Below are 13202 nucleotides of genomic sequence, written 5' to 3'. Positions count from 1 at the left end.
CCCAACCGATCATGGTTGGGGGCCTTTGACATCCATCAACAGGCGCGGTCACCCACGGTCGGGACCTGCCGCTTCAGCATGCGGTCCAGGTGACTCACGGCCTCGCGCTGCGTGTCCTGGACGACGTGGGCGTAGATGTTCATCGTGACCGCGATCTGACTGTGCCCGAGGATCTCCATCACGACGCGGGGCGGGACCCCGGCCGCGGTCAGCAGAGTCGCGCAGCCGTGCCGGGCGTCGTGCAGCCGGATCACGCGAAGTCCGGCGGCTCCAGCGACCCGGGTGAACGAGCGGTACAGGTTGCGGGGCTCGATCGGCCGGCCGGTGCGGGTGGTGAAGACGTAGCCGGTCTCGTCCCACTGGTCACCGGCAGCTTCACGCAGAGCAGCTTGCCGGAGTCGTTCCCAGCGGAGCGGCGCCACGCACAGGGCAGGCAGGGGGAGTGTCTGCTTCCTGCGGCGCCCTTTGGAATCGTCCTCGTACGCCTCGCCGCGGACGCGCTGGCGCTGGGTACGAACTCGGATCTCCCGCTTGTCGAGGTCTACGTTCTCCCACCGCAGGCCGACGATCTCACCGCGACGGAAGCCGAGCGCGATGGCGAGGACGAAGGCCGCGTAGAGCGGGTCCTTCCGGGCGGCGGTGAGAAAGGACAGGGTCTCGTCGAGCGACCAGGGCGACAGATCCCGGGGTGTGGCGGGCGGAGGCTCCACCAGGGTGGCCACGTTCCGTATGACCAGTTCTTCGCGGCACGCAGCGGTCAGGGCGGTGCGTAGGACGCGGTGGGACTCCTTGGCGGTCGCCGCGGTGGTCTGCTGCTCCAGGCGGACGAGGAAGCGCCGGACGTCAGCGACGCTCAGCGATTCGAGGCGCTTCGAGCCGAGCATGGGCACGAGGTAGAGGCGGATGTGTGTCTCGTACTTCGCGTAGGTCGTGCGCTTGCGGCGCGGCTTGATGATGTTCTCTAACCAGTACGGCAGCCACTCCGAGAGCTTGGCCGACCGCGTGGGCACGGGCACGCCCTGGTCCACCTTGGCCAGCAGGTCGCGCCGCTTGGTGTCACATTCGGCCCAGGTCTTGCCGTAGGCGAACTTGCGGGCGCGGGTGCCGTCCGGCTGAAGGACGTAGACGGCGGCTTGGTAGCGGCCGTCCTTGCGCTTGGTGATGGTGCCCGCGCCGTTCGGGTTGCGCTTGCGCTGAGGAGGCATCAGGCAGCCGCCTCGATCTCGTTGACGATGAAGTCCCGTATGGCGTCGGCAGGGATGCGCCGGGACCGGCCGATGGTGATGGAGGCCAGTCGGCGTGAGCGGATCAGGTCGTAGACGGTGGAGCGTCCGAGCTTGAGCCGTGCCATGACCTCGGGGACGGTGAGCAGTTCGGCGGTGGCGGTGGTCATGCTTCGACTCCTTCCGGGTCGGGTGCGACGGAGGCGGCGAGCCATTCCTCGCCGCGGGTGAGGCCGGTTCCGGCGAAGGTCCAGTAGGCGAGGACAAGGGTGGTGTCGTGGCTGTCCGGGTCGGCCGGCACGGGGGCTCGGTCGCCGTGGGCGATGGCGGCTTGGAGGCGTCGCCATTCGGCGCGAGCGGTGCGGAGGGCGCCGAGGGTGGTGGAGTAGCGGCGGGTTTTGGTGGAGAAGTGGCCCCGGAAGCCGAGCATGTGGGCCCAGGCGCGGAGGCGGAGGTCTGCGAGGTCTTTGCGTGCCCCGAGGGTCCAGGCGGTGCGGATCATCTGGCGGGCGTGTTCGGTGAGGGGCATCTGGGCGAGTTCGGCGAGGAACTTCAACGGGCGATCGAGGGTGCCGGTCGCGGTCTCTGCTCCCTTGGTGGCGTACTTGGCGATGTAGGCGGCGACGGCTCGTTCGGTCAGCTCAGTGCTGCCGTCGAAGTCGGCGGAGTGGATGGGGCGGATGTCGAGCTGTCGGCCGAAGGCGAAGGTGTGGGTACGGCCGTGGAGAGCTGGTCCGGGGACGTCCGCGGCGGCGGATGCGGCGCGGATGGCGTCGGCGAGGAGGTCTGGGGTTGCCCAGGCCGGGGGAGGGGTGTCGCCGCCTTCGGGGCCGTCCAGGCGGATCACGGCGTGGAAGTGGATGGCGCCGCGGCGCTGGTACTCGGCGACTTTGGCGAAGGAGACGCGGGCGTGTTCCTTGAAGGCGCGTTGGCTGAGTCCGGCGCGCTTGGCGACTTCCCGGCGCAGGTAGATGGAGAAGCGGGCCCAGATCTTCGAGGCGTGAGCGTTCCAGAGCACGGCTGCTTCGTAGTCGTAGCTGGCAGGGTCCAGCGGGGTGCCTAGCTCGGGTGCTGTGTCGGGGTGTTGGGTGCCGCAGCGGCAGCGCCCGTTGGAGGGGCGGTTGTGGACGGGGCCGAAGCCGGGGGCGGTGAAGGTGGCGAAGACGCGGGGGTGGGTGGCGACGCGTTCGGGAGTGCCTTTGCCGCCACGGAGTCCCGCGGTAATGAGCTGGTACGTATCGCGCCGGTAGGTCTCTGCGCAGGCCGGGCAGCGGGTGGCGCGGCGGTTGTTGCAGCGGACCAGGAGGTTCCCGGCGGGCAGGTCCGACGAGGTGAGTTCGTGCAGGACTTCGCCGGTGGCGGGGTGCACCTCGGTGTGCTGGCCGTCGAGACGGATCGGGGTGGTGCAGCCGCCGAGGCCGCGCAGCTGGCGCATGAGGCCGGGCATGATGCCCAGGCTGGCGAGGAAGGCGAGTTCGCCCACCGGGGGCCGTGTGGTCGTCGTGGTCATTGTGGAGTCCTCCTCTCGAAACGCAGAGGCCGGGACACCGGGCTGGAAGGCGCGCGGTGCCCCGGCGGCAGGACAGCGGCGGGTGAAGACTGCGGTAGCCGCGGTGTCGAGGAGAGTGCGCAGGGGCGGGACAGTGCCGGTGCCCTGGCAGGCGCGGCAGTGGGCGGTGATCGTGTGCCGGTTGCCGTTGCGGTCACGGCCGCCAAGGGTGATGGCGGCGGAAGCGAAGCCGTCGCAGGAGGGGCAGATCCGTACCCGGGCAGGGGTGGGCCCGCTGCCGGGTTCCCGAGCGCGAGCATCACCGGCCGGCAGCTCGTGCCGGCCATGCTCGACGAACTGGGGAATGAAGCGGACATGACCACGGTGCGGAACGAACTGGACGTTTTGAAGGTGGAGACGTTCTACTGATCCCCTGGTCGCCCACTGTCACGGCCATGCCGGCGGCAGATCTAGCCGGTTTTTGTGGATCTCGGTCCGCCTGAGCGACGGCTGATCGGACGGGAGCTGTGCTGCATGTGTCGGCGCTTGAAGCGGTTCCCGAGTCTGTGGCAGCACGAAGCGATACGGAGCTGGATGTGGTGATGCGGTTCGAGGTGCTGGGCCCCTTGCGCGCCTGGGACGGGGACAGGGAACTTGACCTGGGTTTTCCTCAGCAGCGTGCCCTGCTGAGCATGCTGCTTGCTCAAGCGGGACGGCCCGTAGGCACGAGCACGATCATCGACGCGCTCTGGGGAGAGGACCCGCCGGACAGCGCGGTGAACATGGTGCGTCGCTACGTCGGTGAGCTACGGCGCCTGCTGGAGCCCGGGCTTGCGCCCCGGGCGCCCGGCCGGCGACTGATCCGTCGTGCGGGCGGCTACGTTCTGCAGGTGGAGCACGAGGAATTCGACCTCCTGGAGTTCCGAGGTCTCACCGAAGGTGGCACACGAGCGGTGGCCACGGGGAGGACCGAGGAGGCGGTCAGCCACTTCATCAAGGCGCTGCGCCTGTGGCAGGGAGAGGTGGCCATGGGGATTCCTGCTTCGATGCGGGCCCATGCCGTCTTCAGCTCCATCGAGCGTGAACTCGTGCGCACGGCGCAGTTGGCTGGCGACGCGGCATTGCTGTGCGACCGGGCGGACGATGTCCTGCCCTGGCTGCGCCGGGCCGTCGCCCTGGATCCGTTGAACGAGCCGTTGCACGCCAGAGTGGTCATGGCGCTGGCAGCCGCCGGGTTCCAGGCAGAGGCCCTGGTGGCGTTCGAGGAGATCAGGCACCGGCTGCTCGAGGAACTGGGTGTCTCCCCGGGTCCCGAGCTGAGCGGCGCCCACATGCAGGTACTTCGTCAGCAGGGGCCACCGTCCGGTGGGGAGCATGAGTCGGAGGCACCAGAAGCCGGGAGGGGAGCGGCGGAGGCCATGGTGCGTCCGGCGCAGCTGCCTGCCGATCTGGGTGCCTTCGCGGGGAGGCGGGCGGAGCTCAGCCGTCTGGGGGAGATCACCCACAAGGTGTCGGCCGGGCCGGGTGCACCTGTCGCGGTTCTGATCAGCGGCATGGCCGGCGTCGGGAAGACGACACTGGCGGTGAAGTGGGCCGGTCGGGTGGCGGATCAGTTCCCGGACGGCCAGTTCTACGTGGACCTGCGGGGCTTCGATCCTGCCAGAAATCCGATGCCGCCCTTGGAAGCGCTGCGCCACATGCTGGAAGGGCTGGGCATTGCGCCGGAGCGCATACCCAGGGGTATCGACGCGCGAGCGGGTTTGTTCCGCAGCCTGCTGAACGGCCGGCGGGTCCTTGTTGTCCTGGACAACGCTTGGGAGACCGAGCAGGTACGCCCCTTGCTGGCCTCGTCCATGGGTTGTCTCACGCTCATCACCAGCCGTAGCGCGCTGCCGGGGCTGACCACCGCGGGCGTCCTTCCGCTGCCGTTGGATCTGCCCTCGTTCGCAGATGCCCACGCGTCGTTGGTTCTGCGTGCCGGGGCCGAGCGGCTGGCCGCCGACCCGCAGGCCGCTGCCGAGATCATCACCCAGTGCGGGCGCCTGCCGCTGGCCCTGGCCATCGTGGCGGCCCGGGCCCAAAGGCATCAGCATTTCCCGCTGGCGGCCATCGCTGCCGAACTGCGGGACACGCACAGCAGCCTGGACGCGCTTTCCAGCAGCGACCCCACGACCGATGCCCGCGCAGCCTTCACCTGCTCCTACCAGCTCCTGCCGCCCGACGGCGCCCGGCTGTTCCGGTCTCTGTCCCTGCACCCGGGACCCACCATCGAGGCAGCGGCAGCCGCCGCACTGACAGCCCTCCCCATCGGCAGAGCCCGCCTCATGCTCGCCGAACTCGCCGACGCACATCTCGCCAATGAAGTGATGCCGGGCCGCTACGCGCTGCACCATCTGCTGCGTACATTTGCCGTCGAACTCACCGCCACACACGACACTCCGGTCGAACGCCAGGCCGCGCAGCTGCGGATGCTCGATCACTATCTCCATACCGCCTATTCCGCAGACCAAGTACTTGGCTCGAATAAGAACCGTCTGGACTTGTCTCCGGCGCAGCCCGACTCCGTTCCGGGGCATTTCACCGACCGCCCCACTGCCCTGGCTTGGTTCACCGCCGAGCGCGACACACTGGCAGCGGTGATCCCACACGCCCTGGATGCGGGCTTTTTCACCCAGGCCTGGCAACTTCCCTGCTGTTTGCAGGAGTTCCTTTTCAGTCAAGGGGGCTGGGAGCTATGGGCAGCAACTCAGCGCACCGCCGTCGAGGCCGCGCGTCTGGGCGGGAGCCTGCTCGGGGAGATAACCACTCTTCGTAAGCTGGCCCGGGCGCTGTCAGAACTGCAACAGTTCGACGAGGCCCGTGAGAATCTTGACCTGGCCTTTGTTACCGCCCGAGAGCTGGATGATCCGACCGAGCAGGCGCTCACTCATGGAGCGATGAGCTTTCTCCTTCAGGCACAGGGAAGCTACTACGACGCACTCAGTCATTCCGAGGCGGCGATACACCTGTTTCGGCAGACCGGCCTCCGTTCTTCGGAAGCACTTGGGCTCAGTAGCATAGCCTGGATACACGCACGTCTCGGGAACTATACAGAGGCAATCAAGTGGTCCCATCGCGCTATCGAGTTGGCACAAAGGATCGGTCAGCCCGAGGTCGAAGCCTACAGTTTTGACACCATGGCATTGGCATACCTAGGGCTAGGCGATTTTCATCAAGCGATCAGCTGCTGCCATCGGGCTCTGAAGGCGCTTCCTTACGGGGAACACTTCTACCAAGCAACTTTCTGGGAGCGCCTGGGCGATTCACACGAAGGCGCTGGTGATCATCCCGCTGCCCGCTCTGCGTGGCAGCAGTCGGCAACCTTGTATGAGCAGCTCGAACGGCCGGAAGCGGCGGATCGCCTCAAGGCCAAGCTGGACGGACGTACGACGAGCGGACAGAACGATTTGGCGTAAGCGGCCGAAAGCAGGCGTACGCCGATTGGGAAACAACTTCCTGGAATTGCGGCCGGGGGCCGATTGACCACCCTGGCGAGGACACCCTGTTCTTCGGGAAGCCGGTGTCATCCACCACCCACACCTGCGGCCGCACGACGGCCACCGCCCGGCGGCAAACTGGCACGAATCGTGACCACCGGCCAGGTCGACCGTAGCGGCTGACATCCATGCCTGACATCAACGTCGGCGAACAACGGCAACCTCACACGCCCCGCTACGGCGACGGCCAGAATGGCCGAGCGGCGGCAACCAGGGCCTCAGTAACCCCGTGATCGAACTTACAAAGCAGATGTCGGCGGTTCGAAACCGTCCGCGCCCACTAGTACGAAGCACGACGAAGGCCCAGGTCACCGGTATAGAACCGGGAGCCTGGGCCTTGTTCGTTCCTCCGCCGCGGGGGCGAGGGAGAGGCGTCGTGCCAGTCACGTCCCAGATGCGTCGTCGGGCTCTGCCGGCCGGACCTTTCTGATCTGCTCGTGTGACGTCTACTGATGGGGAGGCCGCCGAGGTCCAGGCGGGATGGAGTCTGATCGAAGGGTGGGGTATCTATCCCTCCGACTACCTCTCCGCAGCACCTGTTGTGACGGACTTCGACCCGATCACCAGGGCCCAGTCAAGTGCTCGTTGATCGGCATCTCAGCACGTATCGACGCCAACCGCGCCACCCTCGAAGCCACAGGGACATAGCGCGGTAAGAGTTTCTCTACTGCATCAAGGCACCCGGCTGCGCTCCGCTGCGCCGGGCGCGCTTCCCGGCTCTGGCTGCGCCCGCGCTCCTGCCTCCGGCCCGCTCGGCGCTGACGCCGCCGCCGCGCGCCCGCAGTGGATAGGCCCGGAGGGCATGAGTCGAGAACCAAGCCCGCGGCTTCAAGACATGCCTCCGGCGGGGGCGCTCAGGCTCCAGGATGGGAAGGGCGCCGTTCGCGAGTGCCGTCTTGCTAGCTCAGCGCCGCACCATGCGGTCACGGCGTCTTCCAAACAGGTGCTCCGCTCTCTCGCGCGCATCACGGCTTGGAGTCACGTCACCGGACCGAGCGTTGCGGTTGGCCGAAGGGTCAGCCCTGCTGCAGGGCGGCAAGGCCCTTCTGCAAGTCTTCGCTGTTCATCACCGGCTGGATCTCGATCTTCGCGCCGAGCACTTCGAAAAGTGGCTCCGCGATGGTGGGCAACCGTGAACTGTCCTGCATGTCGAAGACGAAGGTGCAGGACCGCCCGCCCTCGCTGGGGCCGAAGTAGGCAGCCTCGGGCTTGAGCCGTTCCGTCATCGACTGCATGAGCTTCTGCAGCGTGCCGTTCTTGATCGCCTCATTCGAGACCTGGGTGTCCAGGTGCGCTCTCAGCATGACCCTCATTGCATCGCTCCTTCCGTCCACCACGACTGGCGCGGTCCCGTCCGCGCTCGCTGAGACCCGGTGACGTTACGCTCAGCCTCACCTCACGTGATCAGGGCAGCAACATCTTGTCCTCCGTCCGTGCCGCCGTCGTCATGGCGGTGACGTCAGGAGTTGCGGCCTCGCTGCACCCCTTGTTCGGCAAGGGGTGGTAGTAGCAGCTCCCTGAGATCCACCCACTGACATCAACGACGGCGGACAGTCGCAGCCTTGGGCGGTCTCAAGCAGCCCTGCTCTCCCGGGAAGAGGCATCCGCAGCGACGGTTCGAACGAACTTACAAAGCAGATGTCGGCGGTTAGAAACCGTCCGCGCCCACCAACCAGAACGCCCCCGCAGCGATCCGCTGCGGGGGCGTTCACGGTAGTAGGTGACGGCAGAGCTCAGGACCAGGACCCTGTGTTCTGGCCCTTGGCGTTCGCCGCGCCCAGACCTTGTGCGAGACCCTGGTCCGCTGCCCCACGCTCCAGTGCCCCGCGCTCCCCCGAGCCGCCTCTGCGCCGCAGTGCGACCAGGCACCCCCCGATCGCAGCCGCAGACACGACCGCCATGGAAATGATGAAGATCATGTTTCCCCCGTTTATCTGGCGGAACCGCCCTGTGGTCCCTTGTTGCTCTGCATTGTCGCTGGCCGCCTGTTCACAGGGAAGCCCAGTTCTTGTTCGGGCTCCGCAGATACGCCCCGTACGTGTGGGTTACCGGGCAAATCATCGACGCCACAGGCGGCTTCCGCCTCTGATGGGGCACGGGCGCCCCGGGGCCGCCTGTGTAATCCGCGCCGCCCTCCCGGACGCAGGTCATCCTGTGCGGACGCCGTCTCTGGTGCGACAGCTGCGGCTGGAGGGGTGGGCGACCCCGGTCGCCAAGGTCGGCCGCGATTCGACTGGACGTAGGGGCGGTCCGCCTCCCCATCAGATCCCTCGACCGTTACGGACTTTGGCCCGTTCGCATCGCCGGCGCGGCAGTAGAGTGCAACGGTGACCGCTATGCCGGAAGACCGGCCGCCACTGATCAGCGATGACGACCGTGACACGGCCGTGCGACGTTTGCAGGAGGCGTACGCCGAAGGGCACATCTCGCACGAGGATCTGGACGAACGCCTCCACCAGGTGCTCACCGTCGCGTCGCACAGCGAGCTCGAGTCGACTCTGGCCTCGCTCCCGGCAGGGAAAGCGGTCACCACGTCCACGATCGCCGCCGCCGGCGGACGGATCAGGCGGCGCGGCGTATGGCGGGTACCTCGGAGCCTGAAGGTCGAGTCCGCATTCGGAAGGGTGCATCTGGACCTGTCCCGGGCGGTCATCGAGCATTCGGTAGTCGACATCGAGTTGCAGCTCGGCACCGGCAGGGCCAAGATCACGGTGCCCCGCGACGCGATCGTGGACCTCGATGATCTGCACACCGGGTGGAAGGACCTGCGCTACAAGAGCACGCGGCGGTCCCGTCCCGGAGGGCCAGAAATCCGGATTTCCGGAACCATGGGGTTCGGACGGTTGAAAGTCCGCCACGCGCGGCGTTGACGTTCCATCCGTCATCAGGCCCGTCTCTCCAGCACATTTCCGTCCCAGTGCTTCGGCTCTGTTGACGCCCCCTTCACCTCTGCTCCAGGCCTGATCGCGGCCCGCCGAAACGTCGGCCTCTGAGAGGCTGTGCCCCGCGGCCATATGCGCTGCGCATGCCAGAGGCTCCGGGGTAGGGGCACACTGAACGTATGGCCCTACCGAAAACGCATCATTGCCCGGCCTGCTCGAACGGGGCCGCCACGGACGAAGTCCTTCACGAAGACCTCGTTGTCGGAGCACCTCTGTCCATGGAGGACCTCACCGACACAGAGCGCCACGACCGCTTCGCCCTCAAGTACGCTCACGATGGTTGCCAGGTCAGAGAAGTACGGCGAGTCCCGCACGACAGCTTGAGTGGCTATGCATGGTCCGTCCGCTTCACCGAGAGTCGGTGACGAGTGAATCACCTGACGCACGAAGCGGATGGCAGCTTCGATTCGGCTCCCCTCACGAACACGTGAAGAGCGGGCAAGTCCTGTGAACCGGTGTTTCCCTGCACCCTCCTCTCGCTCGCCCAGTCGCCGATTGCGGGTCAGCGATGAGTTTCGCCGTGGTTTCCAGTCTTCATCCACATACGAGACTCATCGCAGCCGAGGAGAGCGCCATGGCCGCCACCTACACATTCGACGTCTTTTCCAGCCTCGACGGCTTCGGCGCCGCCGGCGGCAACTGGACCGGCTACTGGGGTAAACAGGGCCCCGAGCTCCTCGACCGCCGCCTCGGTCTGTACCGCGAGGAGCAGCGGATGGTCTTCGGGGCCCACACGTATCGCGCGTTCGCGCAGATGGTGGCGTCGAGCAGCGACGAGTCCGAGGTGCGTGACCCGTGGGTCACACGGATGAGGAACCTGCCGGCAACGGTGGTGTCGACCACGCTGGAAGGGCCCCTCGACTGGCCGGATGCGACCGTCGCGAGCGGCGATGCCGTCGACGTCGTCGCCCGGCTCAAGAAGGAGTCCGAGGTGCCCTTGCGCTCCCACGGCAGCCTCTCGATGAACCGGGCGCTGATGGCCGCCGGTCTGGTCGACCGCCTCCAGGTGACTCTCTTCCCCGTGATCACCGGGCAGACCGGGCTGGACCCGATCTTCCACGGTGCGGCCGACTTCGACCTCGAACTGATCGAGCACCGGACGCTCGACGGCCACACCCAGGAACTCATCTACCGGCCCACCCTGCATGACTGAGCTGAGCGTGGGCGGTGGCCTGGCGCCGGCAGCGGATGCGGCGGACCGCTGTGGACGGGGCTTCCGACCGACGGGGCGAGCCCGGCCGGGGGCGTGCTGTTCTCCGTCCTGCGTCAGGCTCCACCCCTGACGCAGGGGACGCGGCCTCCCACGCGTCGATCATCTCCGTGGCGGTGCCGTCGGGCGTGATGCCGTTCACCCGGATTCCCTGAGGGCCCAGGTCACAGCCGCGGTCTCGGTGATGCCCCGCCGCCGTTCCGCCGCATGAGCGCGGCCTCGGCGGTCATGGCGGTCCAGTGCGAGCGGAAGTCCACGGCGAACTGCTCGTCGATGTCCTCGTCACTCGTGGTGTCGAGCGGGCCGGGCTGCTGGATCGCCGCGCCGTTGTTGAAGGCGCCGTCGAGCCGTCCGTGCAGTTCCTCGACGCGGTCGACGGCCGCGCGGATGCTCGTACGGTCGGCGAGGTCGAGGGCGGCGCCGCCGCTGGCGCGGCGGCCGAGGAGGGGCGCGTTCAGGGAGGTGTGGCGTTCCTCACAGCGAAAGCACAGGCAGGGAAAGCAACTGCACCCATTCGTCTTTTCTGTCTGCCGCGGTGCGGTGCCACCGGTGCGGGCAGGTGAAGAAAGTGTGGCGGCCGACCGTCTCCCTGGTCATACGATCACCTCAAGTCGCGTATGCGTGTCCCAGTCCGCTGCGACCCCTTCTCTCTTTTCGGACCTCGAAGGGCTCTAGTGAAGATTCGCCAGATACTTGCCACAGCTGTTGCCGCCGCAGTGACCACGCCTGCGCTGCTGCTGTCGGTCACCCCCGCGTTCGCCGACGACAAGCCGGCAGCGCAGACGCAGGAGAAGCCGTCCGTCGCGGAGCTGGAAAAGGCCGCCGCCGCAGCGCAGACGGCGTACGACGACGCCTTGGCGGCCGAGAAGGCCGCCGTGGCCGCTCTGAAATCCCTTGACGAGACCTCTCTCCTCGCCAAGGCCGAGAAGGACGCCAAGGTGGCGGCAGAAGAGGCTGCCTCCGTGAAGACCGTCGCCGACCAGGCGGTCGTCGCCGCGAAGGCAGCCGTAGAGACTCTTCCGGAGACGGCCACCGAGGAGGAGAAGACCACCGCGGCGAAGGCTCTCGCCGAGGCGGAGGCCGCCGCCGTGGCCGCCGACAAGGACAAGGTCGCCGCCGATGCCAAGGCCGTGGAGGCCGGGGACGCGTACAGCGATGAGCGGGTCGCGGCAGCCCGGGCCATCGGCGAGCTGCAGAAGGCCACCGACGCCGCGCTCGACGACAAGAACGCCGCCGATGCGGCGCTCGCCAAGGCGAAGGAAGAGGAGGCCGAGGGCGGCGAGAACGGTGGGGAGGACGACACCTGCGTCCCCGAGGCCGACCTCACCACGGTCGTCACGGGTCTGCCGTCCACGGTCGTCGCCGGCACGAAGGTCACCTTCAATCTCCGGGTGACCAACGGCACCGAGAAGACGATGGACGAGGTGTTCCCCTTCGTCTACGCCCACGCGACCGACCGGAGCGGGCTCAACGGCCTCGACCACCTGGTGCACCTGCAGTGGTCGTCCGGCTCTTCCTCGAAGTGGAAGAACGTCGACAACGAGAACTACATCGAGAAGATCAGCCCGCTGAAGGCCGGCGCCCACGCCGACATCAAACTGCGCCTCACGGTCGACGCCTCGGCCCCCGCGGGCAACGGCGTCACCTTCGTCGCCGGTGACTACTGGAACGACGACGGCACCTGCGGCGGGAGCCCGGACCTCGAGGGCTACGAGTTCATGATCGCCGCCGCGGGCAGCAAGCCCGGCAAGGTCGGCGACGCCAAGCCCAGCACGACCAAGCCGAACACCTCGGACCTCAAGCCGCAGAGCGGCGCGTCGGCCAGTCCCGTGAGCGGCAGCCTCGCCGCCACCGGCTCGTCCTCCGCCACCTCGCAGCTCGCGCTCGCGAGCGGCGCGGCCCTGGCGATCGGCGCGGGCGCGGTGTTCGTCGTACGCCGTCGCAAGGCAGGTTCGCACGCCTGACGCATGAGGTGTGGCACCGGCCAGGCGCCCGCCCCACGCGTTGACCGCCCAGAGGGCCCGACACCGTCCGGTGTCGGGCCCTCTGCGGTGACACGGCCGTGCTAGCACAGGTCTTGACGGAGCGTCAGTATCGAACGGAGCGGCACAGCGGCGTCGAGAAGGGCGCGGGAGCGGGCCGCGATGCCGGCGTCCCGGGCCGCCAGAGCGGCTCCGGCCTCCTCCCTCCCCGGTCCGCGTCGCAGGCTCGGCATCAAGGCCCGGAGCGGCTCGATCCGGTAGCCGGCGCTGCGCAGTTGGTGCACGATCCGCGCGTCCCGGATCTGCGCGGGTGAGTACCGTCGCGTCCCTCGTGGAGGGACCCGGTCCGGAACGGCGAGCCCCTCGGCGTCCCAGTGCCGCAGCGTGGACGGGCGCACTCCGAGCGCGGCGGCGAGTTCGGAGACGCCCATCGAGTCCGACGGGCGTACGTCTTCGATCAGCTCGGCGGAGATCGCCGTCACGGCCTCCTTGGCGAGTTCCAGGTCCGTGCGCTCCCGGTCGAGCCGGGCGTGTGCCGCGTCGAGCAGCGCGAGTGCCTCCGTGGCCGGGCGTGCGTGGACAGCACGCACGATCCGCTTGGCCTCGACCGGGCCCGTGGCGGCAGCGAGGGCCCGGTAGGCAAGCGCGGACTGGACGTGCGTCTCCCCGTGGACCCGGTAGCCCGAGGCCGTACGCGTCGCCGGCGGCAGGACACCGTCGCGTTCGAGGTTGCGGATCTGCTGGACGGAGTACCCCGCCCGCCGCGCGACATCGACCGTGCGCATGTCCGACGACTTGAGGGTTGACACCCGCCGCTCCT

At 68.0% G+C, this 13202-nt stretch carries 10 protein-coding genes and 1 pseudogene; 5 read left to right on the top strand and 6 right to left on the bottom strand.

Going from position 1 to position 13202, the window contains the following annotated elements; genetic code table 11:
- Positions 1-35: 35 nt before the first annotated feature.
- Genes ACIBCU_RS03120 through ACIBCU_RS03110 form a run of 3 tightly spaced genes read right to left on the bottom strand, consistent with a single transcriptional unit; the run spans position 36 to position 2733 of the window.
- Complete coding sequence (locus ACIBCU_RS03120; protein WP_399228848.1) at positions 36-1205, bottom strand: tyrosine-type recombinase/integrase; 1170 nt, start codon at positions 1203-1205, stop codon at positions 36-38.
- Positions 1205-1393 carry a helix-turn-helix domain-containing protein gene (locus ACIBCU_RS03115; RefSeq protein WP_399228846.1) on the bottom strand — a complete coding sequence of 63 codons (189 nt, stop codon included), beginning with the start codon at positions 1391-1393 and terminating at the stop codon, positions 1205-1207. The genes ACIBCU_RS03120 and ACIBCU_RS03115 overlap by 1 nt, the downstream gene beginning before the upstream one ends.
- Positions 1390-2733, bottom strand: coding sequence for a replication initiator (locus tag ACIBCU_RS03110; RefSeq protein ID WP_399228844.1), 1344 nt, complete (start codon positions 2731-2733; stop codon positions 1390-1392). Before ACIBCU_RS03110 ends, ACIBCU_RS03115 begins: the two co-directional genes overlap by 4 nt.
- Positions 2734-2907: 174 nt before the next feature.
- Between ACIBCU_RS03110 and ACIBCU_RS03105 the strand changes: the two genes are divergently transcribed.
- Together ACIBCU_RS03105 and ACIBCU_RS03100 are read left to right on the top strand one after the other, a co-directional pair.
- Positions 2908-3141, top strand: coding sequence for a hypothetical protein (locus ACIBCU_RS03105; RefSeq protein WP_399228842.1), 234 nt, complete (start codon positions 2908-2910; stop codon positions 3139-3141).
- 98 nt (positions 3142-3239) lie between these two features.
- Positions 3240-6167, top strand: a complete 2928-nt coding sequence (locus ACIBCU_RS03100; RefSeq protein ID WP_399228840.1) for an AfsR/SARP family transcriptional regulator — start codon at positions 3240-3242, stop codon at positions 6165-6167.
- A gap of 1097 nt (positions 6168-7264) precedes the next feature.
- Here the strand turns inward: ACIBCU_RS03100 and ACIBCU_RS03095 are convergent.
- The gene (locus tag ACIBCU_RS03095; RefSeq protein ID WP_399228838.1) at positions 7265-7561 is read right to left on the bottom strand and encodes a DUF3303 family protein; all 297 of its coding nucleotides are present in this window, start codon (positions 7559-7561) and stop codon (positions 7265-7267) included.
- Between the two features lie 1014 nt (positions 7562-8575).
- Between ACIBCU_RS03095 and ACIBCU_RS03090 the strand changes: the two genes are divergently transcribed.
- On the top strand, positions 8576-9118 hold the full coding sequence (locus ACIBCU_RS03090; RefSeq protein ID WP_399228836.1) for a DUF1707 domain-containing protein: 543 nt from the start codon (positions 8576-8578) through the stop codon (positions 9116-9118).
- Between the two features lie 646 nt (positions 9119-9764).
- Entirely contained in the window at positions 9765-10343 is a 579-nt protein-coding gene (locus ACIBCU_RS03085; RefSeq protein ID WP_399228834.1) for a dihydrofolate reductase family protein, read from the top strand.
- On the opposite strand, the pseudogene ACIBCU_RS03080 reads toward ACIBCU_RS03085, so the two are convergent.
- Positions 10315-10834, bottom strand: a pseudogene (locus ACIBCU_RS03080) (SDR family NAD(P)-dependent oxidoreductase); the annotation flags it as partial. The gene ACIBCU_RS03085 and the pseudogene ACIBCU_RS03080 sit on opposite strands and share 29 nt — an antisense overlap.
- A gap of 240 nt (positions 10835-11074) precedes the next feature.
- Between ACIBCU_RS03080 and ACIBCU_RS03075 the strand changes: the two are divergent.
- The gene (locus tag ACIBCU_RS03075) at positions 11075-12364 is read left to right on the top strand and encodes an LAETG motif-containing sortase-dependent surface protein (RefSeq protein ID WP_399228832.1); all 1290 of its coding nucleotides are present in this window, start codon (positions 11075-11077) and stop codon (positions 12362-12364) included.
- 101 nt (positions 12365-12465) lie between these two features.
- Here the strand turns inward: ACIBCU_RS03075 and ACIBCU_RS03070 are convergent, their stop codons facing one another.
- Positions 12466-13191 (bottom strand): MerR family transcriptional regulator, encoded by a 726-nt coding sequence (locus ACIBCU_RS03070; RefSeq protein WP_362942166.1) that lies wholly within the window; start codon positions 13189-13191, stop codon positions 12466-12468.
- Between the last annotated feature and the right edge of the window lie 11 nt (positions 13192-13202).

Origin of the sequence: Streptomyces sp. NPDC051064, from assembly GCF_044455985.1 — a bacterium.
GTDB lineage: Bacteria > Actinomycetota > Actinomycetes > Streptomycetales > Streptomycetaceae > Streptomyces.
This window is presented reverse-complemented; position numbering and strand designations above follow the sequence as displayed.